A 26,857-nucleotide genomic window follows, 5' to 3' on the forward strand; every position below is an offset into this window, starting at 1 on the left:
CGCTGCTTTTTTCTATGCTTTTTCTTAATTATCGGTCAAAGGACTCGCTTTACGCTTTTACCGCTTCGCTTTTCTTGCCGTTTACGACTACCGTCTCCTCGCTGCCGCGCTTCACCTTTTTAATAAAGAACGACAGCAGCAGTCCGACGATCCCGATTCCTACGATCACGACATACGCATCGTTGATCCCGGCGATCTGGGCTTGCGTCGCGATCTGCGCCGGATCCGTGCCGTTTTGCATCATGTCTGCGGCGTGCGACTTGGCGCGGTCGGACATGACGGTAACGAGCAGCGAAGTGCCGATTGCGCCCGCGACTTGACGCGTCGTATTGCTAATGGCCGTACCGTGCGCGTTCAGGCGAGGCGGCAGTTGGTTCAGACCTGCGGTCTGAAGCGGCATCATCATGAACGCCATGCCGATTCGGCGCGCCGTGGACATGAGAACCAGGTACGTATAACTGGTCGTATCCGTCAGATTAATGAAGCCGAGCGTGGTCGCGATCACGATCGCCATGCCGATAATGGTCAGCCATTTGGCGCCGTACTTATCGAACAGTCGTCCGGTAACTGGCATCAAGAGACCCATCAGCAGCGCGCCGGGCAGAAGCAGCAGGCCGGATTCGATCGCGGTGTAACCTCGGGCATTTTGCAGGTAAAGCGGCAGCAGCATCATGTCCGCATACATAATCATCGTTACCGCGATGCTGATGACGATCGTCAGTGAGAACATATTGAATTTGAAGGCGCGAAGGTCGAGCAGCGGCGTTGTCATTTTGAGCTGTCTCCAACAGAAGACGACCAACCCGATCACGCCGACGGCGATCATGATCAAGACTTCGGCACTGGACCAGCCCAAACTGCCTGCACGGCTGAAGCCGTACAGCAACGCGCCGAAGCCGATCGTCGACAAGATGACGCTGATCGCATCGAACTTGACGTTCACGCGTTCGCCGACGTTGCGCAGGAAAACGAAGCCCAACACGATGACCAATACGGCCAGAGGAATCATCGCGTAAAACATGGTTTCCCACGAATAGTGTTCCAGCGTATAACCCGCAAGCGTCGGTCCGATTGCCGGGGCAACGATAATGGCGAGACCGACCAGTCCCATCGCCGAACCGCGTTTTTCGGGTGGGAACAAGGCCAGAATGACATTCATCAAGAGCGGCATGATAATGCCTGCGCCGGCCGCTTGAATCAGGCGTCCGGTCAGCAGCATCGGGAAGTCGCCCGCAAGCGCGGAGACGACCGTGCCGACCAGGAAGATCATCATCGAAGCCTGGAACAACTGCCGCGTCGAAAATTTTTGCATCAGGTAAGCGGTGATCGGAATCAGCACGCCGTTGACCAGCAGATAGCCGGTGGTCAGCCATTGCGCGGTAGCGGCGGTGATGTCAAAGTCTTTCATCAGTTCCGGCGTTGCGACGCTCATCAGAGTCTGGTTTAAGGTCGCCAGGAAGGCGCCCAGAATCATGATGAACATAATCGGTCCTTTTTTGGCCGATTTTGTGTCTAAAGCATGGGTACTGCTCAATTTCTCTCCGTCCTTTCGTTTCTGGGCTAGACTTTTTTTACAACGTGTCGGATAATCAACATTGCATAAAACAGATTATAGCGAGGCGTTAGCCTTGGTTACAAGCGACACTTTTCCTTAAATCGTCAATTACTTTTCAAAAAAGCGCAAAATGTTGTTTAAAATTTGAATAATATACACAAATCGTGAAAGTGTAAATCAAGACATATAAGGGGGAGTTGCAGTGAACGAAATACAGAAAACCAAAGTCGATCCCAGAGTCTTGCGGACGCGGCAATTATTGAAGAATGCACTCATTGAATTGTTGGAAGAGATGGAGCCGGACAAGATCACGGTGAACCGGATTGCCGAGCGGGCGACAATCAATCGGGTGACTTTTTATTTGCATTACCGCGATATTCAAGACATGATGGAGAAAATGGCTGAAGAAATGGTCCTGGAGATCGAAAAAGCGATGACCAAAACCGTCGAGGAGAAGAAGACCGGCGGCGATGACGTGATATTGCTCGGACTGCTGGAGCATATCGCGGCCAACGCCAAATTTTATAAAGTGATTATCGGGTCGCGAGGCGTTCCTATTTTCCATGAACGGCTGCGGGATATTTTCGTGAAAAAAATCAACGACGGCGTAACGAAGCATATATTGGCGGAAAAAGGAATCCAGCAGGATGTCGCGGTCTGGTTCGGCTCTGCGGCCATGCTGGGCACGATTGCTTCCTGGGTGCGCAACGACATGCCGTATTCGCCGCAATTTTTGGCCCGGCAGTTCGCATTGTTGTTCCGCCGCGAAGATCTGTACGAGACGGATTAATGATCCGAAAGGAGAGGCCGAGATGACACTGATCAAGCTATTGTTGGCTGACGATGAACCGATCATTTTACGCGGGCTGAAAAAGCTGCTGCCGTGGGAAGAGCTGGGATTTGAGATTGTGGGCGAGGCTAGCGACGGACGCGAACTGCGAGAGCTGATCCGCGACTTGTCGCCCCAACTGGTTATTAGCGATATCAGCATGCCGGAAGGCAACGGGATCGAAGTCATTCAGGAGATGAACGGTCGCGGCGGACAGGCTAAGATCGTCTTTATCAGCGCTTTTCAGGAATTCGGTTATGCGCGCGAAGCCGTTCAGCTTGGCGCGCTCGATTACCTGGTCAAGCCGATCAGCAAAAGCCAATTGGAATCGGTCGTACGGAAAGCCGAGGCGCTGATTCGGGAAGAGAGCGAAGGTTGGCAGAAGCGGGAACGGCTGCATTATTATGAAGCCAAAGACCGGGCGCATACGATCGAAGAGCTGACGGCCCGTTTGCTTGACGGAGATTTGAAAGCGTTAACAACTTTGGCGGAATTAAAGTCTTTGTTTATCGATGGCCGTTGCACGCTGTTTGTTATTGAAGCGGAAGATTCTTTCGGGAAATATGCGTGGCAGGAAAAAGAACGCAGTTTAGCGCATTTTGCTTTAGGTAACGTGATTCGGGAGACCGTCGAGAGTCAGCAAACGATGCGCGGATTAACCCTGCAAAAAGAAGATCGCTTTGTGGTGCTGATGCAGCATGCCGACGTGGATACGCTCGCGAATCTTATTGAGGAACTCGTCGGCAAGATCGAGCGTTACCTCAAACTGCATGTCGCATGCGGCGTGGGACGCACGGTAGATTCGCCTGAATTTGCAGCCGTCGCGTACCGATCCGCTCTGAAAGCGCTGGATCAAACCTATTTTACCGGATTCGGTCGCGTGTTGCTGGACGAAGAGACGTGCGAAAGCAAGCCGTCAACGCCTCCGTTCGATTCCGCGGAACGACAAGCCCGGCTTATCGGTTCGATGATTGCGCAGCGCAAAGAGGATATTCACCCGTTGACCGAGGAGTTATTCGCGCAGATCGGGATCAGCGCCGGAATCGGCAAGCATGCCGCGATATCGGCATTGTACCATCTGGTGCTCTCGGTGATCCGGGAATGGGAGCAGCTGCGAGGGAAGACTAACTCTTCAGATCGCTCGTATGCGCTTTTGTTGGAACGGTTAACGGCCTGTCCTTCTTACGCGGAAGCCTGCACGGTAGCCGAAGAAGCGTTGCGCAGTCGGATGGAAGCGGCGGACGACCTGGCATTAAGCCGGGATCACGACACGCCTGCCCGAATTCGCGCCTATATCGACGAGCATTACGCGGAGGCTATCACGTTAGAGAAAATGGCTGCGGAATTCTATATGAACCCCTATTACTTCAGCAGCTTTTTCAAAAAACAGATCGGGCAAAATTTCAAAACGTATGTGACCGACATTCGGATGACCAAAGCGCTGGCGCTGCTGCATAATCCCGATCGGATGATCTACGAGATTGCCGAACAGGTGGGCTACAACAACGTTCGGCATTTTAGCGATACGTTCAAAAAGAAATACGGTCAAGTTCCGCAAGATTACCGTCAATCAGGTCGTACCTTGTCTTGAAAAAGGAGGACATACGCTTGCCGCGTGACCGCATATTTCGAAAACGGCTGTCTAAAAGTATTTTCTTCAAACTTTCGGCAGCCTTTATTCTGGTTGGCTTAGTGCCTTTATTTGCGCTCAGTTTATTCTCTGTCCAGACCTTTTCCAGTTACGTGGTTCGTTATACGACCAGCAACCTGCAACAAATGGTGCTGTATATGAGCTATAACCTCGATACGGCTTTTCGGCAGTACGACGATATTTCGAAGCTGATGTATACCGGGCGCTACGAAGGGTTTTCGGAGCAAATGAGCCGCAATCAGACCTATAACGTGAACGAGCTGGAACAGATCAACGCGACGCCTATCGATTCTTTTTTGAAAACGGTCCTGTACAGCGACACCTACATCACGGCAGCCTATTTCACGCGCGAATCGGACGGGAAATTGTATTACCAGGATCGCGAGAACCATGCTTTGCAAAGCGATCTTCTTCCGATCAAGCAGTGGCAAGCCGATATGGCAGCACAGCCCAACCGTCTCGCGATTTTTCCGGCGCATGCAGACCCGTACTTTGCGGGATCGAAGCGGGACGTGTTCACGGTGGCCCGGAATTTGATCGATACTTCGGGTACGCTTACGCGGGAGCCGAAGGTGGTCGGGACGTTGTTTTTCGATGTGGATACGTCGTTGTTCCGCCAGTTCTCCGGTGAATCGGCATTGGGGGAGCAAGACGAGCTGGTGCTGGTCAACGGCGATAATCAGCAGTTCTTTAGCAAACAAGGGGGGACGGGGACGGAAAAAATTTTGTCGGAGAATCCTGATCGAGACTTGTTGATTTTGGAGGAAAAAGTGCCGTATTTGCAGGGAAGGTTGGTTGCGGGCGTGCATCGAGTGGCTTTGTTCGAACAGCTTTTCTCGGCCCGAACGACGGTATACCTGGCGATTTTGATCGGCGCAATCACTCTGGTCGTGGTCGGAGCTTGGTTCTCCCGGCGTCTATCGGCTCCGATTCGTCGCCTGATGCAGCAGATGACGGTAGTGGAATCCGGACGATTGGAACCGATGCCCGAACTTGCCGGCGAAGACGAGATTGGGCGATTAACGCAGAGCTTCAACCGAATGGTCGAGCGGCTGCACATTCATATCGATGAAGCTTACGTGGCTCAGATCAAGCAGAAACAGACGGAGCTAAGCGCGCTCAAAAGCCAGATCCGCCCGCATTACCTGTATAATACGCTGGAAGTGATACGCATGAACGCGGTAGATAAAGACGCGGATGAAGTAGCCGACATGATCCATGCGTTAGCCAATCAATTGAAATACGTGATCGATTACGGTGAAGAGCAGGTGAGCCTGGAACGGGAAATCGCTCATCTTCAAGACTACTTTTACATCATCTCCGTTCGTTACGATAACCGCTATACGCTTCGTTTCGATCGATCCCCGGAAGTAGACATGCAGCGGCCGGTGGTCAAACTCTGCCTTCAGCCGATCGTGGAGAACGCCGTTCAACACGGTCTTCGTACCCGGAAAAAAGGCACGGTTCTTGTCGCCGCCGCCGTGCAAAACAATCAACTTCACCTTACGGTTCACGACGACGGATCCGGCATGGATGCCGAAACGTTGTCCCGGGTTGAAGCTGCGCTTCATGCCGAATCCCTACCCGGTCATTCGATCGGTCTCAAAAACGTGCATGAACGCATTCGCTCCCAATACGGCGAAGCCTACGGATTGACCGTTACCAGCCGCGAAGGTGTCGGGACTTCTATTCTTCTACGCTTCCCTCTGGTTGAATAAACAGAACAAGAACGACTCGCTGTTCTCGGAGTGTCGAGGAAGTTACGTTGGCGGGGGAAGCGAGAAGACTGCGAGAAAAATTCGTTCAATCCGCTGTCTCACTCGGAAAATGGATTAGATTGTAATAAGGAGTTTTCCGAGTTCAAAGGCGTCTTTCACTGAATTTCTCTCTCCGTCTTCTCGCTTCCCTCTCCTACGTAACTTTCTCGACAACCTGAAGAGCAGCTTACGCAGCTGTTCTTTTTTCTGCTTAAGTTTCCCTCATATCATGCTTAAAAAACATCATTCATCCCCGGAAATATCAATGCTATTCTAAACTCAGAAAGCGCTTACCTAATTTACAAGAGATCGAAAGGGGATTGGAAAAGATGATTGGACGGACAGCAAAAGGATGGTTCGCCGTTACGCTCGCTGCGTCGCTAGTACTCAGCGCCTGCGGCTCGGGATCGGGTGATGTGCAGACAACGAGCGGGGCCGCAGCAGACGGTGGAGGAGATAAGGTCAGCTTCACGATCGGTTACGCTTCCGGCGACCCGGCGGCGCGCAAAGCGATCAGCGACACGGTAGAGCGTTTCATGGACGCCAATCCGAATATCGAAATCAAGGACATCAGCGACAACTCGGCAAGCTCTTATCTGGATTGGCTGAAAACCAAGGATGCGGTAGGAGAGTTCCCGGATCTGGTTGAAATGCGGGATACCGAAGTGTTTGCGGACGCGGGCAAAATCGTTGAGCTTCCGTCGGATCTGGTTGAACTGTTCGATTCACCGCCCGAGGTTGACGGAAAAGTGTGGAACGCGCCGCTTGCTCTCAATGTGCCGCAAGGCATTATTTACAGCAAAAAAGCCTATGCGGACGCCGGAATCACGGACCTGCCCCAAACCTATGACGAGTTTCTCGAGATTCAAGAAAAGCTGAAAGCCAGCGGAATCAGTCCATTGGTCGTAGGGGGTAAAGACATCTTCCATATGGGCTTCTGGGTGAACAAATTCCTGATCGACGACGTGTACGCGAAAGATCCGGACTGGAATTCGAAGAAAACGGCGCAGGAAGCGGCTTTTGTCGATGAAAATGTCGTGCAGGCCATGACCGACTTCAAATTCCTGTTCCAGAATTACGTGGACAAAGGCTGGCTCAGCACCCCGGACAATCAGACGGCTTCGGTACTGGTGTCCGGCAAAGCGGCTCAACTGTTCTCGGGAACCTGGATGTTCTCGCAGATCGAAGAGGCCGATCCAAGCTTCGAATACGGATTCTACGCGGTGCCGGATCGGGAAGGTCATGTGAACGTCATCGGATTGCCTTCGCCAGCCGGATGGACTTTGTCTGCGGAAGCGGCGAAAGACCCTGACAAGACGGAAGCGATTGAGTCGTTTATTCGTTACTTTTTTGAACCGGAGCAATACTCCTTATACCTCGCGAGTCTGAACGGTATTCCTTCGACGAAAGAAAAGGTGGAATACGAGGCAAGTCCAGCCATGCAGTCGGCGCTTGATCTGATGAATGACCCCGAAGTCACCAAGTCGCTGGCGATCAACAATTGGTGGGGCGAAAATCTGATTCCTCCGCAGTTCCGCAACTGGTTCTATAAGAAGCTGCAAGAGATGGTCGTGAGTGACGGAGACGTGAGCGACTATATGAAACAGATCGATACCGAATACGACAATCAGGTCAAAACTAACGCGATGTAGATGCAATAGAAAGAGAGAAAGGAGAGAAACGCTATGGGAACTCCGGCTTCGACAGCGGGACTTCGGATCAAAGAGAAGTCCCGCCGGAAAAAATCGAGCGCGAATTCATTTGCCTTGATCTTTATCCTGCCATCCCTTGTACTGTACACGCTGTTTGTGATTGTACCGACCTTGGGCAGCGTCTACTTAAGCTTTACCTCGTGGGACGGAATCAGCGAAGACATTCGATTCATTGGATTGGCGAACTTCGCGGAAATCTGGCAAAGTCCCCGCGTGCATAATGCCCTGAAAAACACGCTTATTCTTACGGTCAGCCTAGTCCTATTGGAAAATGTTGCAGCGATCGCGATGGCCTTGATGGTGGATCGGGTACGTTGGTTCAAAAATCTGTTCCGCAGCTTGTTTTATTTTCCGACCTTGCTTAGCGGCGTAGTGATGGGCTTCGTCTGGACGATGATTTTAAACTACAACTTCGGCGTGTTCAATCAAATACTCAATGCCGTAGGACTGGGCAGCTGGGCGCTTGATTGGTTGGGGAATCCGGATTATGCCATGGTCTCGATCATTTTGTCGACGGTCTGGAAAGGCGCGGGTTATTACATGATTATCTATCTGGCGGGCTTGCAGGGCATTCCTACCGAATTGTCCGAAGCGGCCAGCATCGACGGCGCGAATAGTCGTCAACAGTTTCGTTTTATTACCTTCCCGCTGCTGGCCGGTTCGCTTACGGTCTGCATGGTGTTGTCGACGATCAGCGCGCTCAAGATTTTTGACCAGATTGCAGTGATGACGGACGGGGGACCCGGATTCGCGACCGAGACGCTGACCTATATCATTTATAAAGTCGGCTTTGGCGAATTGCGACAGGGCTTTGGAACCGCGTTGGCGTTGGTATTGTTTGTGCTCATTCTGATCGTGACCGTAATTCAGGTTCAAGTTTTGCGAAAAAGGGAGGTGCAGCATTGATGAAAGAATCGACGCGCAAGCGAATCGGCGAAGCCGGACTGTTTCTGATCACGCTGCTGGTCGACTTGCTCTTTTTCTTCCCGATCCTGTTCAATCTGATGTCCGCATTCAAAAGCAACGGCGAAATCATGCGGGACGCGATCGCTTTTCCGACGTCGCTGTATTTGGAAAACTTTCGTTATCTGTTGACCGAAACGGAGTTTCCGCGAGCGATCTTGAACAGTTTGATTTTGACCGCCGTTTCTATAGTGCTGCAAATTCTGATTATCCCGATGGCAGGTTACGCGATTGAACGCAGGCAAGCCAAGTGGACGAATTTTGTTTTCCTCTATTTTCTCGCCGGCATGATGATTCCGTTCCAAGCGTATATGATCCCGCTGTTCAAAGAACTGAAAATGCTTGGCTTGTACGGGAGTCTGGCCGGACCGATCCTGATCTACGTCGCCGGGGCGGTAGGTTTTGGCTGTCTGCTCTATACGAGCTTTGTCAAAGGAATCCCGAAGGAGATCGAGGAAGCGGCAGAGATCGACGGTTGCGGACGCTACGGGATCTTCTGGAAAATCGTCTTCCCGCTGCTCGGCCCGGTGACCGCAAGTATGGTTGTATTGAACGGGCTTGGAATCTGGAACGACTTTCTGCTGCCGATGCTGGCCCTGCCTTCAGGAGAACCCAAAACGATGGTTGTCGAGATCTATCGGTACATCGGCGAATTCTCGTCCAGATGGGACATGATTTTCGCGGGTACGGCATTGTCGGTTATTCCGGTTCTGATCGTGTTCGTCTTTATGCAAAAGTATTTCGTTAAAGGGATCTCCTCGGGTGCAACAAAGGGATGAATCATGAATAAAAAGCAGGATGAACGATGAAGGAGCGTGCAATATGCAGGAGCGCTTAAATAAAGCAGACCGTCAATGGCTGAACGAAATAGGTAGCAAAATCGAACTTAAAATGCAAGCGCAAGTGCAACGGATCGGCTCCAAAATTCCGTATATTCCGCAAAACGGACAATACGTCGAAGACAAAGCCGAGACGGATATTTACTGGTGGACGAACGGGTTCTGGCCGGGCATGCTGTGGCAGATGTATCAGGCAACGGGCGATCAGGTCTATCAAAAAGCGGCGGAAGAAGTCGAAGAAAAACTGGACCGCGCACTCGAAGGGTATGAAGGCTTGCATCACGACGTCGGCTTTATGTGGCTGCATTCCGCGGTAGCGAATTATCGATTGACCGGAAATCCGCGTTCGCGTACAAGGGGACTGCATGCCGCGAATTTGCTGGCCGGTCGATACAATCCGCGCGGACGCTTTATCCGGGCGTGGAACGAGGATTGCACCGGCTGGATCATCGTGGACTGCCTGATGAATCTGCCGCTGCTGTATTGGGCAGGGCGCGAAACGAACGATCCGAGGTTTGTGGAGATAGGGAAGGATCACACGGATACTTCATTGACTCATTTGCTTCGCCCGGACGGTTCCTCGAACCATATCGCGGTACTGGACCCGAATAACGGCGATTTGATCGGGACGCCAGGCGGGCAAGGATACGAATCCGGTTCGGCCTGGTCCAGAGGGCAAGCGTGGTCACTGTACGGGACGGCGCTTGGCTATGCGCATACGGGCGAAGACCGCTATTTGCAGGCGTCCAAACGAACCGCGCATTATTTTTTTGCCCATACGGCATCGACCGATTTCGTTCCGCTGATCGATTTCCGAGCGCCTGCGGAGCCGATCGGGTTCGATACGACGGCAGGGGTTTGCGCCGCTTGCGGATTGCTGGAATTGGCCGAGATCGTAGGCGAGCATGAAAAAGAGCTATATCTGCGCGGCGCGATTCGTATCCTTCAAGCGATCGATCGGCGCTATTGCGACTGGGACCCGGAACGCGATTCGATCGTTTCGCGCGGAAGCGGCTCTTACCACGGGCGCAACGATTACGAGGTACCGATTATTTACGGGGATTATTTTTTGATCGAAGCGGTGCTGCGGTTGCAGGGTCGGGGTCTGAGAATATGGTGATTATGAACGATGCCGTGAATTTAAATATACGAATTGCAGTCAATGTGAAAAAAAGTGCTTGAAATCACAAGTCATCTATTTAACCCTCCCTATACTGAAAAAGAACGAGGCGTCGTGCTTAATCGCCTTACCGATCGTATCCTTTCAAGCCTATAGGGAGGCCAATCATATGACAACTGCAACCGTAAACGAAAACACTTGGGTATCCGATATCGTTAGCGAAATGCCGCGCACCGGCGATCTGTTCCGCGAGCTGCGCATCGACTTCTGCTGCGGAGGGAAGATGCCGCTTCAGCAAGCTGCGCAAGAGCGCGGACTCGATACAGCCGAAGTGCTGAGCCGCATCGAACAGATCGCCCAGGAAGAAGCACTGCGTCAGGAAATGAAGCCGTCTTCGCTGGAACCCGATGCACTGATCGCTCATATTCAACAGAGATATCACGCGACGTTGCGCGAAGAACTGCCCGCGTTGACGCCTTATGTGACCAAGCTTGCCCGCGTTCACGGCGGACACCGTCCGTACCTGCTCCGCGTTCAAGAAATCTTTTCGTTGTTGAAAAAAGAACTGCTGGAGCACACCGAAGACGAAGATCAAAAGGTGTTTCCGCTGCTGAAAAGCTACTTTGCTTCGCCTTCCTCCGAAAGCGCAGAAGCACTTAAGCCCCATCTGTCGGAGCTGGAAAGCGAGCATGAAGCCGCAGGCGATCTGCTCAAAGAACTGCGCGAAATCACAAGCGACTTCGTCCCTCCGATGGACGCATGCGGCACGCACCGTCTGGTTCTGAATCGTCTGGAAACGTTGGAAAAGGATACGTTCGAACATATTCATCTGGAAAACAACGTGCTGTTCGATCAGGCTCGAAAAGCAATTTAATGAAGAGCAGCAGGTTGGAGGAGCAGCGTATTTCTGCTCTAGCGTTCTTTCGCCTGCCTTATGAACATAGGAACAAAAAGACTCCGCGAGTGTTCGCGGAGTCTTTTTTCGTATAGGACTTGCAAAAATAAGCGGATTATTCGTTTTTACCCAGGTCAATCTTGACTTCCAGACCCTCCAGATAAATCTTCGCATCGCTATTCGAATCGCTATCCCGCAAATAAGGCTTTACGATGATATACTCGGCTTCGCTCAAATCTGCTCCGTAATTGGAAAGGCTCGTCATTGTGCCGCCGTCCTGCATGCCTTGACCGCCTACGATATCCAGGGCTTTACCCTGATCATCGACGATCTCGTACGCGCTCGGCAGCAGGGCCTCGTCTTGTTTAGTCGCAGAAGCCGTTTGATCTTTCAGTTCAAGCGTCGTTCCTAATTGTACGGTAGAAGCCGTAACATCCAGGGAGTCGATGCTTAACGCGTATTGCTCATTTTGAACGGTCGGTCCCGGATTCAAATGCAGTTCCCGTCCGGCCGCAATCCGTTCAAAGGGTACGGTCACACTCAGCGGCTGCGCATGATTCCGCATCGTGACCGTAATTTCCCCTTCAAACTGATTACCCAGTCCTTGTGCTTCGGCAGGATCAAGCGGGCTATTCATCAGCAGCGTATAGGTACCGTTCCCCTGATCGATCGGCTCCTCGTAAAAGAAACCGTTGAATTCCGGCTTGCCTTCAATGCTCAGACTGACATTTTGCATCTCTTCTTCCAGCTTACTCGCATTTGGAATGTCCGGAACGGTCAGATCCATGGCAAAAGCGACGCGCGTTCCGTCGAAGATCGTTTCTTTGACCTTCATGCTCATATTTCCCGATACGGCGGTCGCTTCAACGATCGTTCCCTGGCTGCGTTCGCCTGCAGTACGCAGACCAGCATCGCCTTCGATTTTGCTAAACAGGCTGCCGATCAACGGAATTTCCCGAATCGTATCGGCCATCACCGGAGAGACAAAGCCTGAAGCGAACAATCCGGCGGAGATCGCGACGACTGATGCGGCAACGATAGCTGTCCGGCGCAGGGGAGAGGTTCTTCGTTTGTTTTTGGAGGTGGTTAGGTCAGTTGCGGCAGATTCAGGGCGATCCGGCAGCGAGGCATAAGCCGCGTCCAGCCGAGTGCGTACGACGGGAGACATAGGCTTATGCTCTCCGGCTGCTTTTTTCAAATGAAGATCGAGCTGTTGTCCGGCATTAGATCGATTCATAGTTCATACTCCCTTTCGCATGGATTTGAAATTTCTTCATTAAAACGGCTCGCGCCCTCATTAATCGGGTCTTGACTGCACTCTCGGTCAATTCCAGCGTCTGCGCGACCTGCGAAATGCTCATATCTTCAAAGTAATGCAAAATGACTACAATCCGCTGCTTCTGCTCCAATCGATCCACCGCATCCCGCATATCGACTCCTTCGTAGTCATTCCCCCGAGAAGCCGTCACCGGGAAGTCCGCAACCGTAACCGTTCGGCTTCGACCACGCAGCAGCGTATTGCATTCATTGATCAGGATGCGGAACATCCACGTTCGGAAAAACTGAGGTTCCCTCAGCGAGGCTATAGAGCGATAAGCCTTGAAGATCGCCTCCTGCATCGCATCCGCGACATCCTCTTCTTTTCTCAGCATCGACCAGGCCATATGGTATAACGCCTCTTCGTTTTGCCTCATCAATTCCACAAAAGCATCCCGATCCCCGTCCCTGGCTCGCAGCACTAACTCTTCATTTGCCAAAGCGCATCTTCCTTTCTTTGTTTTGGATGAACATTAGATGGGGGAGCGCGCCGTTCGGTTACATCGAATATCTCCATAGACGCAAAAAAGTTCGGCATCCCGGCAAACCACGCAAAAAAGCGGAATTTCGCTAAAGAGCGAAATTCCGCTTTTTAAAAGACAAGATCAGCAAATCAATAAGAAAGTACTACGTTCTTTCTCCTTCTAACTAGAAGATCGAGAAACTCCAACGTAGCTGGAAGCGAGAAGACGGAGAGAGAAATTCAGTGAGGGACGCCTTTGAACTCGGAAAATTCCTTAGTTAAATCCAGTCCATTTTCCGAGTGAGACAGCGTCTTGTGAAGCATTTCGAAGAAATGCACTTCGGAAGCATACGCTGGCAATTTCTCTCGGAGTCTTCTCGCTTCCCCCGCGAAAGTAACTTTCCCGATCAGACGCCCCGCACCAATATCGACTTATGATGCGAGAACGTCTCGAAGCTTTGTTTCCCGTGATACGAACCCATGCCGCTTTCGCCGACGCCGCCGAAAGGCAGTTCGTGCGAACTCATATGCAGCAACGTTTCGTTCACGCAGCCGCCGCCGAAGGAAACATTGCCGAGTACCTGTTCTTGCACAGCTTTGTCGTTGGTGAACAGATAGAGCGCTAATGGTTTCGGGCGATCCACGATTTTTTCCAGCACTTCATCCAGATCGGTGTACGTCATCACGGGCAAAATCGGACCAAAGATTTCTTCCTGCATGACAGGCGAATCCCAAGTTATGCCTTGCAGCAGCGTAGGCTCGATCATCAGCTGCTCGCGATCGGAACGGCCGCCGAGCAGCACTTCGCCATCGTCCAGGAAACGACTGAGTCGATCGAAGTTTTTGCTGTTTACGATATGAGGGAAGTCGGTATTTTGCATCACGTCTTCGCCGTGTTTGCTCGCAATCTCCAATCCGATCTCTTCCAACAGCGCTTCGCGCACATCTTCATGTACCAGCAGATAGTCCGGTGCGACGCAGGTTTGGCCCGCATTGAGGAACTTGCCTCGGACGAGACTTTGCGCAGCTTTCTTCAAATTGGCGTCTTTATGCACGATCGCCGGACTTTTGCCGCCAAGCTCCAGCGTTGTAGGTGTCAGATGCTCGGCAGCTGCGCGCATGACGACTTTGCCGACCGGCGTACTGCCCGTGAAGAAGATATAGTCGAATTTCTCGCGCAGCAGCTCGGTACTAGTCTCGACTTCGCCTTCCATCACCGCAACAAATTCATCCGGGAAGCAGTCGCGAACCAGATCCGAACTCACTTTCGATACGTGCGGAGTCAGCTCGGACGGCTTCAGCACGACGGTGTTGCCCGCAGAGATCGCTCCGACCACCGGAGAAAAGGCGAGCTGGAACGGATAGTTCCACGGCGCGATGACCAGCGTTACGCCATACGGCTCCGGATGAATCGAGCTTGTTCCGTCCGGAATCTGGCTGGAAGTCGGTACGACGCGCGGCGCCATCCATTGCTCCAGATGCTCCAATGTATAATCCAGTTCGCCGAGCACCAGACGGATTTCAGTGTGGTAGGCTTCGGCTTCCGATTTATTCAGATCGGCGCGAAGGGCGTCGAGGATACGTTGTTGATAATCTTCAATTCCGCGGCGTAGGCGTTTGAGAGCATCGACCCGGTAGGCGAGGCTTTTCGTTTGGCCGGTACGGAAAAAGCGACGTTGTCGCAGCACCAGTTCATTAGCGCTTAAAGATGTCGTTGTCATGATGATCGTCTCCCGTTCATTTGTATTTTCAAACATTTAATTGCTATCAACTCATAGTTCACAGTATAGACGGTCTGCAATTGTGCTACAATAGCCATCAGTTACACGATTGCGGCTTATGCCACATATGTGGATAGATTGGGGTTTAAATATTCAAAATAGAAGGAGGAGCCTATGCCTTTATTTTCAGATCCGCCTAATAAGCTCGATCCCAGAGTGACACGAACCCGAAAAATGCTGCGGGAAGCGCTCATGGCTCTGCTTGAAGAAAAAGCGTATGAACGGATTACGGTTGCGGATATTGCGGATCGAGCAACCGTCAACCGTAAAACCTTTTATCTGCATTACGAGACAAAAGATCATCTGCTTCAGAGTGTTACCGACGGGATTTTGGATGAACTGTTCGGCGAAGCGAAAGCGGCGCAGCCGACCGATCTGTCGATCGACGAGATGCAGAGCTATATTGCCGAGCGGACTTTTGCTTACGTAAAAAAACATCGAACATTCTTCGAAGTGATGTTCGAACGCAAAGCCATGACGGATTTCGTACAGTACATGAAGCGGTATTTCGCGCGTTTTTACGAAGAAAAATTCGCAAACATCGACGAAAGTCGGCTCTCGGTGCAAAAAGACGTAATCGCCAGCTACATCGGTTCTGCCTATGTCGGCGTGATTCACGGTTGGTTGAACGACGGAATGAGACAATCGCCGGAAGAAATGACTCGCCAGATGATTTTGCTTAATCTTCAAGGACCGATTCAAACGGTGAAAAATTCACAATAGAAAATAAAAAAATCTAAACCGGATAAACTGGGAGTAACTGGTTGACGCATGTTAGAGCCTATTTAATAATGGGATTATACGATTTAATATATAGCCTACTATTTAGAGGGGGATGTTCATGCAGAATCGAAAGGCTCAAGGGTTGATCTTCTCGATGTTCGCTTTTGCCGCGTTGATATCCGGTTGCGGATCTGTAAGTCATGCTCAAACTGCAAACCAGCCTACCCAAATCGAAGTGTCGGCTACAACGCATCAAATCTTGCCGAATGGCGAACAAGTGCTTGTTGAGATGGAGACTACGGATACCACGTATGAAGAAACAGCGATTTGGCGCCGCCAAAAGCAAGATGAGCTAAAAGTAAAGATCGGAGAAATCGCCGAAGTGAATCCGGAGGATATTGCACTACTGTTGGGCCAAATCTCGGATTCGGAGTTGAGTTGTTCAATGGTTCTACGAGCAGATGTTGAACTGGATAGTCAACTCGCACATAAGATCAAAGAGTCGGTAATAAACGCGATAGCCGAAGATCCGTCAGGTAACAAAATTAAAAAAGAAAGCATTGCGATTTCAAACAGCAAAGGCGAAGTATTTTGAAGCAGAGGAGACCCGTATGCGGCTAAAAGATCTACAAGAGAAAATGCTGATTCCGGATCGAGAAGTTTTGATTAATGGTTTGGTCAAAATGAAAGATTACGATGTGCTGCTGATTTCAATTACAGCGGAAAATCGGAAACATAGACTATGGACGTTGCACAAATTGCCGGAGCAGCCGTATGAAGACGAAATCACCTACCAACACGAAGAAACGCTTACGAATCGCGAGATAATGCAGCAGCAGTTGCAATGGGAAGCTACAATTGCTATCGACAGTCAAGAAAAACATATCTCGCAAATGATCATTCAAGGACAGATCATGACTTTCAATTCGTCGGAGTCGATGTATGCGATGGAACATCACCATGGAATCGATATGAAGCTCCAGCATTTTGTTGAAAAGGGGCTGGATCTTGAATGTTTTGCAGAGACTCGATTGGACCGTTTGTCGTTGACTGTTTACGAGCAGGACGATTCTGAACGTTTTCCGGAAATTGACTTGGATCAAGAATTTGATATCACCTTGAAATTCAATAGTACGACTCACAGGGTCCCTATACATACCGAGCCAATTGTGCTGGAATTCGGAAATGCGAAAAAAGAAATCAAGCATTCTTTTTATGATTCTTTTTACGAAAAAAAACGCTTTTTCTACATTGATGCCTTGACCCGATATGACCTTTGGAAAGAACGTGAAAAAGAATTAGAGCAGCCTATATCCGCGGACTTGACGGAAGAGGAATGGCAGCAGTTTAAAGAGGATCATTTCAGAGCACTGGAAACACTTTGTTCTAGAAAACAGGATCTTGCTCTTGTTGAGTACGAGTCTGAAAACAATATCCAGTTGAACTTTTATATGAAACACCATTTGGATGCAGCGCCACTACCCTCATCCAACGGTGTAGCGATGTCTATCATGTTCTCACCCGATCACGAGTTTGGACACAACGGCTTCAAAAGTCGAATAGATTCGATCGGTCCAGTAGACAAAGCTTTCGAGGGAAGTATTGTCATCGAACTTCTATCTTATTACGTGGAACTGCCGGAGAAAATTATCAAACTATAACTATAATAATTTTAATGTAATGAAAAATTCATAATAGAAAACAAATAGGAGAAACTAAAGACAGTGGAAAAAACAAAAACAATCGGCCTACTGGGCGTCGTGCATCATAACGAATTGCGCATACAATCCGGTTTGACGCTGGAGCTGACCCGGGAGTTGATTCTGGAGTTCGATCCGAAAGTTATTTGCGGAGAAGTGCTGCCGTCGAGCTGGGAACATTACAAGCAAAAGTCGGATGATCGAGGATATTGGGGGGAGCCGCCGAGCGAATATTACGACCTGATTTTCGATCTTTGCGCGGAGCGTAAGATCGCATTCGAACCTATTGACTGGGTGGAGTTGGACGTATGGAACGATTTTGATCCTTTTCGCAATTATGTGGGGCAGAAGCGCGAAGAACTGGAACAGCAATCGGAAGCATTCTGGCAAAAGCAGCTTCAAGGCGCGCAGGAGGGAAGTATCCCGTTCAACACGACAGCCTTCGACGAAGCGACGCGCAGCAAATACGAGTGGTTGCAGAGTATCGACCCGGAAGCGCATGAGTTTCGCTGGACAACCCGGCATCTGATCATGACGCAACGGATCAAAAATGCGATGAAAAGACATCCGAACAAAAAAGTACTGTGCATTGCGGGAGCCGATCACAATCATGTCCTGCATGAACAGTTGGGCAGGGACGCCGGTGTTCAACTGATCTATCCATTACGGTAATATTAAATTTTATTTAATGTAATGAAAAATTCATAATAGTAAACCTAAAATCAAAAGCAGAAAAATTAAAAGCGCAATCTCCAAACCCAAACAACCCTACATACTTATAGAAAAAGCGTAGCTTCATCCCCACAGGCGGGTCGGAAAGCTACGCTTTTTCTATCTACTATTTATTAAGCTTCAAGGAACATTTTCATGTCGTCTTCCACATTTGTAATACCGGCAATCCCGAAGTTATCAACCAACACCTGAGCCACATTCGGTGATAGGAAGGCAGGCAGAGTCGGGCCGAGATGGATATTTTTCACACCGAGATGCAGCAACGCGAGCAGGACGATAACTGCCTTTTGCTCATACCATGCGATATTATAGGAAATCGGCAGATCGTTGATATCATCCAGACCGAACGCTTCCTGAAGCTTCATCGCGATGACGACGAGCGAGTAGGAGTCGTTGCATTGTCCGGCATCAAGTACGCGCGGCAGGCCGCCGATCTCGCCAAGATCCAACTTGTTATATTTATACTTGGCACAACCGGCTGTCATGATCACGGTGTCCTGCGGAAGTTCTTTTGCGAAATCCGTGTAGTAGTTACGCGATTTCATCCGCCCGTCGCAGCCGGCCATCACGAAGAATTGGCGGATCGCGCCGGTCTTTACAGCTTCGACAACCTGATCGGCAACACTTAGTACCGCATGGTGCGCGAATCCACCGACAATCTCGCCGCTTTCGATTTCTGTTGGAGCCGGGCAGGAACGGGCTTGTTCAATCAGCGCGGAAAAGTCTTTGTGGGCGCCGTTCTCGCCGTCCGGAATATGCGTCACTCCCGGGAAGCCCGTGTTACCTGTCGTATACAGTCGCCCGATATAGCTGTCTTTCGGAGGCACGATACAGTTGGTGGTCATCAGAATCGGTCCGTTGAAGGATTCGAATTCTTTGTTTTGTTTCCACCAGGCGTTGCCGTAGTTCCCATAGAAGTGATCGTACTTTTTAAAAGCAGGATAGTAATGGGCAGGCAGCATCTCGCTGTGCGTGTAGATGTCAATGCCTTGACCCTCGGTCTGAATGAGCAGTTCTTCCAGATCCTTCAGGTCGTGTCCGCTGATCAGGATACCCGGGCGAGTGCCGGCTCCGATGTTGACCTTCGTCACTTCCGGATTGCCATAGGCGCCAGTGTTGGCTTTATCGAGCAAGGCCATCGCATCCACGCCGTATTTACCTGCTTCGAGGTTGAGCGCAACCAGATCTCCGGCTTCCAATGTATCATCGAGCGTTGCAGCAAGCGCACGACGGGTGAACGCGTCCAATTCCGGATCGATTTCGCTTAGCTGTCCGGCGTGATAAATGTACGCAGCCATGCCTTTGAGTCCGTAAGTCAGCAGTTCTCGCAGCGAACGAATGTCTTCGTTTTCCGTGCGAAGCACGCCGACCGTCCAGGCTTTGCCATCGAATTCGCTTTCTTCCGTTTCCCAAGTTGCGGCATCCGGCAAGTTATTTGAAGTCTCAGGGAACTGAGCCTCGCGCAGTGCACGAAGTTCTCTGCGCAGCGCCAAAGCGGCATGGTTTTTCGCAATAAAGTAATCCCGGTCAAAGTTGGCATTCGTGATCGTGGCAAAAAGCGAGTCCATAATGAACAAGGAGACTCGGCGTTCCAAAGTCGCAGGCATATCCAGATCCAGGCTGAGGAAAGAAATGCCCTTCAGCGTATAGATCAGCAAGTCCATCAGATTGGCGACGTCATGGGGTTTACCGCAAACGCCTTGAATCGTGCAGCCGGTTCCTTTCGAAGCTTCTTGGCATTGGAAACAGAACATGGAAGGCTGAGTCGCTTCATTTGTTCGTTCGGATCGGGAATTCATGGTCATGGTCAATTTCCTCCGTTATCAAGTGTTAGGGGTTATCGCTTCGCGTAATCGTAAGCCTATGTGTTCATTGTAAAAGGTTCAAATTGTAGGCTTGTGATTACGCGCACAACAAACCGGGCGACTTTGCGAACGGGGAAACAAAAGTCTCGGAGGGGAGAGAAGTTCCTATTCGTATGGGGAAGCTGGGGGCTGCGGGAGAAATTCGTTCAAGGCGCTGTCTCACTAGAAAAACTGGAATGAAATTTAAATGGAAGTTTTTTTAGTTCAAAGGCGCCTTTCACTGAATTTCTCCCTTCGCCCTCGCTTCGCATAAGGAGAGGGGAAAGAATAAAAAATAACTGCAAATATCCATTTAATTTTTGGATTTTCTTTTGTTTTGAACGAATAGATGCAGATATCCATTTAAATCGGTTCTTTTATGGCGGATTGCGTTTCCTTGCTCTAAATAACTGGATATATGCAGGTATTTGGCGGTTAGGAACGTACGGCTTCGGATTAACTGGAGATATGCAGTTAATTGGAAGGCAACGAGATGACGGCCGGGAAAGTGGCTTCGAACGTCGTTTGTTGGGCGTACATGGAGTACCACGCTTCTGCGATGATGTCGGGGTCGCCTTCCGTGCCCGGGGCGATCAGGGTTCCGATGGACAGGTGGCCGATGTAGATGCTTTTGGTTTTTAATTCGTTGTGCAAGTTAGTGATGTAGTTGCGAAGTCCGGACATGGCGATGCCGGCGTTGCCGACCATAGGCATCGGGGTCATGGCGGAGTAACCTGTCGTGAACAGGAAAGCACCTTTGCCTCGGGTCAGCATATCGGGCAGGATTTCGTTTACAGCAAGAATCGCAGGGAGGACATACGAATGAAGTTGGGCTTCGGCGTCTTCCGGACGCATTTGCAAGGCGTGAACGAAAGTCTCAAAGCCTGCATAAGGACTGAATTCGAGGACGTCGATGCTGCCGAAATCCTGTTTCATTTTTTGGAGGGAAGAACGAAGGGCGTCGAGGTCGGATGCGTCGGCGGGATAGGCGCGAGCTTCGATATTCAACGCGCTCAGCTCTTGCACCAGTGTATCAAGCTTAGCGGCATTACGGGATAACAAAGCAACGCGGAATCCTTCTGCTCCGAAGCGTTTTGCGATCGAAAGACCCAGTCCCGGACCGGCTCCGATAATAGCGATTGTTTTCATGTGACAAGCTCCTTTTCGGGTGATATATTAAATTAACATGTGTTGCTTTAGTAACCATACCGAGATTCGGCGCGTTCAACAATCGACGATCTTGCCGAGTTGTTGCTATAGCAACACGATGAGCAGATTGTTGCGCGACAAACAGGAGGAATAGCCAAAATGGCCACGAAAGTGCAGAATCAACGGATGACCAACACGAAGCAATCGCTGGTCGATGCGTTTTATAGTTTGATTAATGAAAAGGATCTGGACAAGATGACCATCACGGATCTGACCAGTCGGGCGAAAGTGAATCGGGCGACGTTTTATGCGCATTTTTATGATAAATACCAACTTTTCGAATACATCCATGGCATGTCGGCGGAGAACGTCATCACTGAGCGTACTTCAGGCAGAGTGACTTTTGGCGAAGAAAGCGCGAAGCAATTGTTCCTCGCCGTATGCGATTATCATCGGAAGCCGGATTTTGAGTGCCGGAGCAGCTATCTGAGCTTTATTCCCCAGATTCAGGAGAAGATGCGCGCAGCACTGAGGGAGTATCTGTCTAAAAGTTTGGAAGGACAAATGAGCGAAGCGGAGAAAAGTCTGTATGTTCCGGTCTATGCGGCGATGATTCATGAAGCTGGATGCTTGTGGGCGGACGGAAAGGTTGCTCTTGATCAGGATGTAGCGGCGGCGAATGTAGTGAAGTTGGCAATGGGGATAGGGGGAAGTAGACGACAATGAGCTTATATGATCGCTTTTTGACTATGGAAGATGAGGTTGAGAAGCTATTGGGGATGTGGCGAAACTTGCATCAGGATTACTCGCCGGAAGCCAGACAGATTTTTAACGGTCAATCGGATCAATTTTCGCGTGAGATGCTGATTCTGACCAAAGCTTGTGAACGGATGGGTTTGACTGGGACAGGAGAAGAGTATTTCGGAACGGAAAATGACGATCAGCAAATCAAACATTATCCATTGGTTATCAAGGAATCTGCCGAAGAAATCATGAAGCAGTACATAATTTTTTATGTTTTTTGGAGTCGGGAAGAACTCGTTGAGCGAATCGCTCGTTATACTAATTTTTCGCAGAACCTGGAGCGCGGCTTGATTCTTTTAAAAACGCTACCTCGAACGTCCGATTTAAATTGGGGCGGAAGCGAACAGTTAAACCTTTTATTGAAAGAAGTATCACTTGAACAAGAACGTCCTTTTACAAAAGAACAGACCTTGGTGGTGGCAGACGGTTGGTATTATATTCAAGGACACCAAGACTTCATCGATTGGCTCAACACGTAAGTCTATCACGAGTCCGTCGGACGAAAATGCCAGAGCACTCCGCTCCAACAACCCGTTTCCAAATTATCTTTTTAGCCGCAAAAATTTATTTTCACGTCTTGCAGCAATCCCGCTCTCCAAAACGGAGGAATCTACAATGAAAAAATAACTCAAATGATCGCTGCGGCTTGCCTGACGGGATGCCTGTCTGCCGGAAGTCTGCTCGGAACTTACGTATTCGATCCGTGCGCAGAATCACAAGCTAATCCTTCGCCTCCTTTTATACTGGAAAAGAACTCAGACGAGGAGGAGACGGAAGTGGCTCATCATTATACAAAAGTAGATAAAGACACCTGCATTGCGTGCGGCGCCTGCGGGGCGACAGCACCTGACATTTTCGATTACGATGACGAGGGGCTGGCGGAAAACATCATGGCGGGTGATGGCAACCGAGGGATTGTGCTTGTTTCCGAACAACTTGAAGGCGATCTGGAAGATGCCGTGGACGGTTGCCCGACGGACTCGATCCTGGTATCGGAGGTTCCGTTCGGAGACGACAATGACTGATCTTGTAGATCGGTTCGACTTGGCGGACACAGGCTTGCAAATCAAACGGGTATACGATGTTCCGGCTGAAGAAGACGGTTTTCGCGTGCTTGTGGATCGGTTATGGCCGCGCGGATTGTCCCGCGAGCGAGTGAAGTTCGACGAGTGGATTCGCGAACTTTCTCCAACTCCGTCGCTGCGCCGTTGGTTCAGCCATGCACCGGAACGCTTCGACTATTTCCGTGAACGCTATTTGGCTCAATTGGACGACGGCGAAGGAAACGCGGAACGCGCCGCAACTCTATTACGCCAAGCTGAGAAGGGGCGAGTTACCTTATTATACGGAGCCAAAGATCCTGTTCATAATCATGCGATTGTGCTGGAGGAATGGTTGAATCAGCAAGCGAAAAGACGATCGGGCGAATAAACAACGATACTTAAGCAAGTGAGTAACCATTCGATAAGATCAATAATAAAAGAACCCTATGATGCGCGATGTGCATGGCAGGGTTCTTTGTTTTAGCTTTTTATATCGATGTGGTGTCTGACAAGCGGTTTTTGGTCAGTCCCCGCGCGTATCCATAGAGAACAAAAACGGCGGCGCCGATCAGGATCACTCCCATGAACGCAGGCGCGGCATGGCCGAGCAGGACATAGAGCTGACCGCCGAGCAACGGACCCGCGATGCGCGCCAACGATTGAATCGATTGGCTGCCGCCTTGAACGCGACCCTGCTCGCTGTCATCGGCCGACTTGGAGAGCATACCGTTGAAGGAAGGTCCGAAGACGGAGTCGCCGAAGCCGAACACGAACAGTCCTGCGATCAGCAGCGGATAGAAAGAGAACAACGCAGAAGCGGCAATCAAGACATAGCCGAACATTTCTGCGACCATGCCGAGCATCGCGATTCTTGAATCCGTCAGCTTTTTGAGCAGAATCGGCATGAGAAAAGCTTGGGACAGGATATCCTGGACACCGATGATCGAAAACAGGAGTCCGATCGCCGCAGGCTGCCAGCCGAATACGTCGATCGTGAACTGAGGGAAGATCGCTTGGAACGAGCCGTTCGGAAGCCAAAGCAGAAATGCGGAGATCAACAGCCGTTGCAACGACTTGATAGCAAGGATGCTTCGCAGCTGGATAAAAGGATTCAAACGCGCGGCGGAGATCTTGTTGAGACGTTGGGCAGGCTTCAGACTTTCCGGCATCACCAGAAGTCCGAACAAGAAGGTCAGCAGCGTTACCGCGGCACCGGCGAACATCGGAACGGCGTATCCATAATGAGCAAGCAATCCGCCGATAACCGGACCGAGGATCGTTCCGGCTCCCGCGACCGCGCCGACCCAACCGAAGTAACGGGTGCGCTGCTCGCGAGGGGTAATATCGGCGAAGTAGGCGAAGATCATGCCGATACTGCCGCCGGTAATGCCTTCGATGATCCGACCGACGAACAGGATCCAGAGCGCGCCGCCCAGACCGAATACGGTATACCCGATCGCGGAACCGAGCAGGCAGAGCAGAAGCAGCGGTCGGCGTCCGAAGCGATCGCTGAGCGCGCCGATAGCCGGAGCCGCGAGGAAGACGCATAGCGCATAGATCGAGGTCAGCAGCGTCACCATTGTTGCCTGATCGGCGGCGCTATGAACATACGGCGCAACAAGAAAAGGCACGACGGGAGCAATAATGCTAAAGCCGATTCCGCAAAGGAACACAGCCATAAGGCCGAAGATCAGCGCCTTTTTATTGACGTTGGTAGATGGTGAAGAAGCGTTAGTTGTTGGCATGGTGAACGACGACCCCTTTATGATTCGAGATTTAGTTTCCTAGGAAACAAGATGAATATACCCTCATTTTGTTTCCTTGTCAACAAAAATTACACAAATAAAAAGCAGCTTCTCTGGAAATAACGAGAAACTGCCGGATACGGATATGATTTTACTCGGGATTGGGACGGTCTTGAAGCATAATGCCTTGTTTATCGATCTCCGCATCGAGATGCCGGTTGTAAGCATCCAGAAAGCGGGACATCGACGCGTATTGTTCGGCCGAGACTTTTTCGAATACGACATCGTCGCGCTCACGGAAAGACCGATGCAAATTCTCGTGAATCTCGAATACGTTCCGACCTTCGGGCGTAAGCCTGAAGTAAATTTCTTTTTTATTCTCGGAACTTTGGTAACTTTCGATCAGTCCTTTGTCCAGCAGCTTTTTCGTAATTTTGCTGATCGCTCCCCGGGTCATGTAAAAAGCTTCCGCCAATCGGGTCACGTTAGGATCGACATGCTTGCCGATATATTCGATGCAGTGCACTTCGGACGATTTGTGGCCTTTGAGCGCTTCTTCCATCTCGCCCCGGTTCAACCAGACCAGTTTGTTGAAAACGGATCTGAATTCTTCCATGATCTTCTCCTGTTGACTCATGTCGGACCTCCTTCTCTTTATATGCATAAATCTTAGACGTCTCGATCGCTTATGCTTTCTATTATAGTTAATTTTTGTTTCCTTTACAACAATGTCAAGAGATCGACAATAAAAAAGACGACTATTGAATAGTCGTCTTCAAAGCATGCCGGCGATACCAGATCGCGCAAGCAATCGCAAGCCCCGCCGAAATCGATAAGCCCCAATAGATGTTGGAGTAAGCAGTCGACAACGGCAGCGTATGCTGCCATTCCAGCGCAGTCGTCGCCATCGCCACGCTGAATGCGCCGCTAAAGAATTGCAGCAGTTGGAATAGTCCCATGCCCGAACCGATCGAAGATTCCGGGAGTACGCGAGACATCTCGTTGGACAAACTGCTGGAGAGTGCGGTGAACGAGATACTGAGGATCATGTACGTCAGCATCGCGCCGACCCATGAATGGCCGATCAACAAAGCAAACAATAAAGTAGATAGCAGCAGCAGCGGCGGGCCGTAGCGCAAGATGCCGTGGTTGCCGTGGCGGTCGATCACTTTCCCGATCTTGCGAGACGCGATAATCGCAAGCAACGAACCCGGGAAGATGACCAATCCCGCATGTCCGACCGTAAAGTCGAAGTTCTTCGTCAGCACCTGCGGCAGCAGGAACAACGTCGAGAAGTTACAAATATACGCGGTCATGCCTGCGAGTGCCAGAAGCAGATAACGACGGTTTGCAAACAATGAAGGCAGCACGAACGGATCGGGCGTCAGGCGAATCCGCAAGACGAACAATACAAGCGCCACTACCCCGAGAGCGAGCAATGCCCAAATCTGATTCGTGAGGAACAATAACAAACTCGTGATGCCGACCGCAAGCAGCACGCCTCCGATCGCGTCGAACGAACCGCGTTTAGGCAATTCCTTCGGCAGCAGCCAAGCGAACAACGGAAGCAAGAGCAGCACGATCGCCGTAATGGCGAACAGCCAATGCCAGCTCAGGTTTTCTACGACGAGACCGCCGACGACAGGACCCAGTCCCAAGCCCAGCGCAACGGCGGACATAATCGTTGCCATCGCGGAACCGCGGCGTTCGAGCGGTATGTATCGGGTGAACAAGACCATAGCCAGCGAGACGGTACCGCCGGCTCCGGCTGCCTGAACGATCCGGCAGAGCAACAGCACGACGAAACTTTGACTGAAAAAGCCGATGACGCCCGCGCCGCCCAGCGCAATCAAGCCGATCATCAACAGTCGGCGCAGCGGCACGAAGTCGGACAGACGGCTGAACGTAATCGAGGAAATCGCGAACATGATCGAGTATCCGGTCACGATCCAGGACGCGGAAGTGGCGGAGATCCGGAAATCGGAAGTGATGCCAGGCAGCGCCATGTTGAACATGGCCGTGTTCATCACGACAAGGATGACGGCCACGCTGAAGACGAGAATCGTCAAGCCTTCGCGGGCCAGAACGCCCGGTGTAGAAGGCTGCGGCGCTTCGGCCGCATAAGGGGTGGCAGTAGGTTTCATGATGAATTCTCCTTTTTCTATAGTTCGGTAATTAACGAACAATTGAATTATAGCAGGAGGATAAGGTAAAATACAATTGAAACTTTGAATG

Annotated in this window: 25 protein-coding genes; 16 read left to right on the plus strand and 9 right to left on the minus strand. The window is 50.7% G+C overall.

What is annotated here, in order from left to right:
- Positions 1-49: 49 nt before the first annotated feature.
- Entirely contained in the window at positions 50-1,483 is a 1,434-nt protein-coding gene (locus SACSAC_RS16085; protein ID WP_051507531.1) for a DHA2 family efflux MFS transporter permease subunit, read from the minus strand.
- A 274-nt stretch (positions 1,484-1,757) separates the two neighbouring features.
- Here SACSAC_RS16085 and SACSAC_RS16090 point away from each other — a divergent pair, with 274 nt between their 5' ends.
- From SACSAC_RS16090 to ric, 8 genes are all read left to right on the plus strand, one after another.
- Positions 1,758-2,345 carry a TetR/AcrR family transcriptional regulator gene (locus SACSAC_RS16090; RefSeq protein ID WP_037288184.1) on the plus strand — a complete coding sequence of 196 codons (588 nt, stop codon included), beginning with the start codon at positions 1,758-1,760 and terminating at the stop codon, positions 2,343-2,345.
- A gap of 22 nt (positions 2,346-2,367) precedes the next feature.
- Positions 2,368-3,975: a response regulator transcription factor gene (locus SACSAC_RS16095; RefSeq protein WP_037288186.1), complete on the plus strand. Its 1,608-nt coding sequence runs from the start codon at positions 2,368-2,370 to the stop codon at positions 3,973-3,975.
- 17 nt (positions 3,976-3,992) lie between these two features.
- Entirely contained in the window at positions 3,993-5,753 is a 1,761-nt protein-coding gene (locus SACSAC_RS16100; RefSeq protein WP_051507178.1) for a cache domain-containing sensor histidine kinase, read from the plus strand.
- Positions 5,754-6,121: 368 nt separating this feature from the next.
- Positions 6,122-7,444 carry an ABC transporter substrate-binding protein gene (locus SACSAC_RS16105; protein WP_037288188.1) on the plus strand — a complete coding sequence of 441 codons (1,323 nt, stop codon included), beginning with the start codon at positions 6,122-6,124 and terminating at the stop codon, positions 7,442-7,444.
- Between the two features lie 33 nt (positions 7,445-7,477).
- Complete coding sequence (locus SACSAC_RS16110; protein ID WP_051507179.1) at positions 7,478-8,410, plus strand: carbohydrate ABC transporter permease; 933 nt, start codon at positions 7,478-7,480, stop codon at positions 8,408-8,410.
- Entirely contained in the window at positions 8,410-9,246 is an 837-nt protein-coding gene (locus SACSAC_RS16115) for a carbohydrate ABC transporter permease (protein ID WP_037288190.1), read from the plus strand. The genes SACSAC_RS16110 and SACSAC_RS16115 overlap by 1 nt, the downstream gene beginning before the upstream one ends.
- A gap of 43 nt (positions 9,247-9,289) precedes the next feature.
- The gene (locus SACSAC_RS16120) at positions 9,290-10,426 is read left to right on the plus strand and encodes a glycoside hydrolase family 88 protein (protein WP_037288192.1); all 1,137 of its coding nucleotides are present in this window, start codon (positions 9,290-9,292) and stop codon (positions 10,424-10,426) included.
- 169 nt (positions 10,427-10,595) lie between these two features.
- Positions 10,596-11,300 carry an iron-sulfur cluster repair di-iron protein gene (gene ric, locus SACSAC_RS16125; RefSeq protein WP_037288194.1) on the plus strand — a complete coding sequence of 235 codons (705 nt, stop codon included), beginning with the start codon at positions 10,596-10,598 and terminating at the stop codon, positions 11,298-11,300.
- A 136-nt stretch (positions 11,301-11,436) separates the two neighbouring features.
- Here the strand turns inward: ric and SACSAC_RS16130 are convergent, their stop codons facing one another.
- From SACSAC_RS16130 to SACSAC_RS16140, 3 genes are all read right to left on the minus strand, one after another.
- Positions 11,437-12,558, minus strand: coding sequence for a DUF4179 domain-containing protein (locus SACSAC_RS16130; protein ID WP_037288196.1), 1,122 nt, complete (start codon positions 12,556-12,558; stop codon positions 11,437-11,439).
- On the minus strand, positions 12,545-13,078 hold the full coding sequence (locus tag SACSAC_RS16135) for a sigma-70 family RNA polymerase sigma factor (protein ID WP_037288198.1): 534 nt from the start codon (positions 13,076-13,078) through the stop codon (positions 12,545-12,547). The genes SACSAC_RS16130 and SACSAC_RS16135 overlap by 14 nt, the downstream gene beginning before the upstream one ends.
- A 430-nt stretch (positions 13,079-13,508) precedes the next feature.
- Positions 13,509-14,822 carry an aldehyde dehydrogenase gene (locus SACSAC_RS16140; RefSeq protein WP_037288200.1) on the minus strand — a complete coding sequence of 438 codons (1,314 nt, stop codon included), beginning with the start codon at positions 14,820-14,822 and terminating at the stop codon, positions 13,509-13,511.
- 174 nt (positions 14,823-14,996) lie between these two features.
- On the opposite strand from SACSAC_RS16140, the gene SACSAC_RS16145 reads away from it, so the two are divergent.
- From SACSAC_RS16145 to SACSAC_RS16160, 4 genes are all read left to right on the plus strand, one after another.
- Positions 14,997-15,605: a TetR/AcrR family transcriptional regulator gene (locus SACSAC_RS16145; RefSeq protein ID WP_037288202.1), complete on the plus strand. Its 609-nt coding sequence runs from the start codon at positions 14,997-14,999 to the stop codon at positions 15,603-15,605.
- A gap of 118 nt (positions 15,606-15,723) precedes the next feature.
- Positions 15,724-16,200 (plus strand): hypothetical protein, encoded by a 477-nt coding sequence (locus tag SACSAC_RS16150; protein ID WP_037288204.1) that lies wholly within the window; start codon positions 15,724-15,726, stop codon positions 16,198-16,200.
- Between the two features lie 16 nt (positions 16,201-16,216).
- Positions 16,217-17,266: a hypothetical protein gene (locus SACSAC_RS16155; RefSeq protein ID WP_037288206.1), complete on the plus strand. Its 1,050-nt coding sequence runs from the start codon at positions 16,217-16,219 to the stop codon at positions 17,264-17,266.
- Between the two features lie 63 nt (positions 17,267-17,329).
- Positions 17,330-17,977, plus strand: coding sequence for a hypothetical protein (locus SACSAC_RS16160; protein WP_037288207.1), 648 nt, complete (start codon positions 17,330-17,332; stop codon positions 17,975-17,977).
- Positions 17,978-18,150: 173 nt separating this feature from the next.
- On the opposite strand, the gene hcp is transcribed toward SACSAC_RS16160, so the two are convergent.
- Both hcp and SACSAC_RS16170 read right to left on the minus strand, forming a co-directional pair.
- A complete protein-coding gene (hcp, locus tag SACSAC_RS16165; protein ID WP_245608651.1) occupies positions 18,151-19,842 on the minus strand; it encodes a hydroxylamine reductase in 1,692 nt (563 codons plus the stop codon).
- Between the two features lie 513 nt (positions 19,843-20,355).
- On the minus strand, positions 20,356-21,030 hold the full coding sequence (locus tag SACSAC_RS16170; protein WP_037288209.1) for an SDR family NAD(P)-dependent oxidoreductase: 675 nt from the start codon (positions 21,028-21,030) through the stop codon (positions 20,356-20,358).
- A 159-nt stretch (positions 21,031-21,189) separates the two neighbouring features.
- On the opposite strand from SACSAC_RS16170, the gene SACSAC_RS16175 reads away from it, so the two are divergent.
- From SACSAC_RS16175 to SACSAC_RS16190, 4 genes are all read left to right on the plus strand, one after another.
- Positions 21,190-21,756 (plus strand): TetR/AcrR family transcriptional regulator, encoded by a 567-nt coding sequence (locus SACSAC_RS16175; protein ID WP_037288213.1) that lies wholly within the window; start codon positions 21,190-21,192, stop codon positions 21,754-21,756.
- Positions 21,753-22,313: a hypothetical protein gene (locus SACSAC_RS16180; RefSeq protein WP_037288216.1), complete on the plus strand. Its 561-nt coding sequence runs from the start codon at positions 21,753-21,755 to the stop codon at positions 22,311-22,313. Before SACSAC_RS16175 ends, SACSAC_RS16180 begins: the two co-directional genes overlap by 4 nt.
- Positions 22,314-22,610: 297 nt before the next feature.
- Positions 22,611-22,859: a ferredoxin gene (locus tag SACSAC_RS28480; protein WP_037292995.1), complete on the plus strand. Its 249-nt coding sequence runs from the start codon at positions 22,611-22,613 to the stop codon at positions 22,857-22,859.
- Positions 22,852-23,265: a DUF488 domain-containing protein gene (locus SACSAC_RS16190; protein ID WP_051507180.1), complete on the plus strand. Its 414-nt coding sequence runs from the start codon at positions 22,852-22,854 to the stop codon at positions 23,263-23,265. Before SACSAC_RS28480 ends, SACSAC_RS16190 begins: the two co-directional genes overlap by 8 nt.
- A 100-nt stretch (positions 23,266-23,365) precedes the next feature.
- On the opposite strand, the gene SACSAC_RS16195 is transcribed toward SACSAC_RS16190, so the two are convergent.
- From SACSAC_RS16195 to SACSAC_RS16205, 3 genes are all read right to left on the minus strand, one after another.
- Entirely contained in the window at positions 23,366-24,622 is a 1,257-nt protein-coding gene (locus SACSAC_RS16195) for a tetracycline resistance MFS efflux pump (protein ID WP_037288219.1), read from the minus strand.
- Positions 24,623-24,773: 151 nt separating this feature from the next.
- On the minus strand, positions 24,774-25,259 hold the full coding sequence (locus SACSAC_RS16200) for a MarR family winged helix-turn-helix transcriptional regulator (RefSeq protein ID WP_037288221.1): 486 nt from the start codon (positions 25,257-25,259) through the stop codon (positions 24,774-24,776).
- A gap of 121 nt (positions 25,260-25,380) precedes the next feature.
- Complete coding sequence (locus SACSAC_RS16205) at positions 25,381-26,766, minus strand: MFS transporter (RefSeq protein WP_051507181.1); 1,386 nt, start codon at positions 26,764-26,766, stop codon at positions 25,381-25,383.
- Between the last annotated feature and the right edge of the window lie 91 nt (positions 26,767-26,857).

Origin of the sequence: Saccharibacillus sacchari DSM 19268 (assembly GCF_000585395.1) — a bacterium.
GTDB lineage: Bacteria > Bacillota > Bacilli > Paenibacillales > Paenibacillaceae > Saccharibacillus > Saccharibacillus sacchari.

Coding starts and splice junctions, on each gene's coding strand:
- SACSAC_RS16200 (WP_037288221.1), bottom strand. CDS start 25,259: ATGAGTCAACAGGAGAAGATCATGGAAGAATTCAGATCCGTTTTCAAC.
- SACSAC_RS16190 (WP_051507180.1), top strand. CDS start 22,852: ATGACTGATCTTGTAGATCGGTTCGACTTGGCGGACACAGGCTTGCAA.
- SACSAC_RS16145 (WP_037288202.1), top strand. CDS start 14,997: ATGCCTTTATTTTCAGATCCGCCTAATAAGCTCGATCCCAGAGTGACA.
- ric (WP_037288194.1), top strand. CDS start 10,596: ATGACAACTGCAACCGTAAACGAAAACACTTGGGTATCCGATATCGTT.
- SACSAC_RS16110 (WP_051507179.1), top strand. CDS start 7,478: ATGGGAACTCCGGCTTCGACAGCGGGACTTCGGATCAAAGAGAAGTCC.
- SACSAC_RS16175 (WP_037288213.1), top strand. CDS start 21,190: ATGGCCACGAAAGTGCAGAATCAACGGATGACCAACACGAAGCAATCG.
- SACSAC_RS16115 (WP_037288190.1), top strand. CDS start 8,410: ATGAAAGAATCGACGCGCAAGCGAATCGGCGAAGCCGGACTGTTTCTG.
- SACSAC_RS16095 (WP_037288186.1), top strand. CDS start 2,368: ATGACACTGATCAAGCTATTGTTGGCTGACGATGAACCGATCATTTTA.
- SACSAC_RS16205 (WP_051507181.1), bottom strand. CDS start 26,766: ATGAAACCTACTGCCACCCCTTATGCGGCCGAAGCGCCGCAGCCTTCT.
- SACSAC_RS16170 (WP_037288209.1), bottom strand. CDS start 21,030: ATGAAAACAATCGCTATTATCGGAGCCGGTCCGGGACTGGGTCTTTCG.
- SACSAC_RS16140 (WP_037288200.1), bottom strand. CDS start 14,822: ATGACAACGACATCTTTAAGCGCTAATGAACTGGTGCTGCGACAACGT.
- hcp (WP_245608651.1), bottom strand. CDS start 19,842: ATGACCATGAATTCCCGATCCGAACGAACAAATGAAGCGACTCAGCCT.
- SACSAC_RS16155 (WP_037288206.1), top strand. CDS start 16,217: ATGCGGCTAAAAGATCTACAAGAGAAAATGCTGATTCCGGATCGAGAA.
- SACSAC_RS16180 (WP_037288216.1), top strand. CDS start 21,753: ATGAGCTTATATGATCGCTTTTTGACTATGGAAGATGAGGTTGAGAAG.
- SACSAC_RS16120 (WP_037288192.1), top strand. CDS start 9,290: ATGCAGGAGCGCTTAAATAAAGCAGACCGTCAATGGCTGAACGAAATA.
- SACSAC_RS16085 (WP_051507531.1), bottom strand. CDS start 1,483: ATGTTCATCATGATTCTGGGCGCCTTCCTGGCGACCTTAAACCAGACT.
- SACSAC_RS16105 (WP_037288188.1), top strand. CDS start 6,122: ATGATTGGACGGACAGCAAAAGGATGGTTCGCCGTTACGCTCGCTGCG.
- SACSAC_RS16150 (WP_037288204.1), top strand. CDS start 15,724: ATGCAGAATCGAAAGGCTCAAGGGTTGATCTTCTCGATGTTCGCTTTT.
- SACSAC_RS16130 (WP_037288196.1), bottom strand. CDS start 12,558: ATGAATCGATCTAATGCCGGACAACAGCTCGATCTTCATTTGAAAAAA.
- SACSAC_RS16195 (WP_037288219.1), bottom strand. CDS start 24,622: ATGCCAACAACTAACGCTTCTTCACCATCTACCAACGTCAATAAAAAG.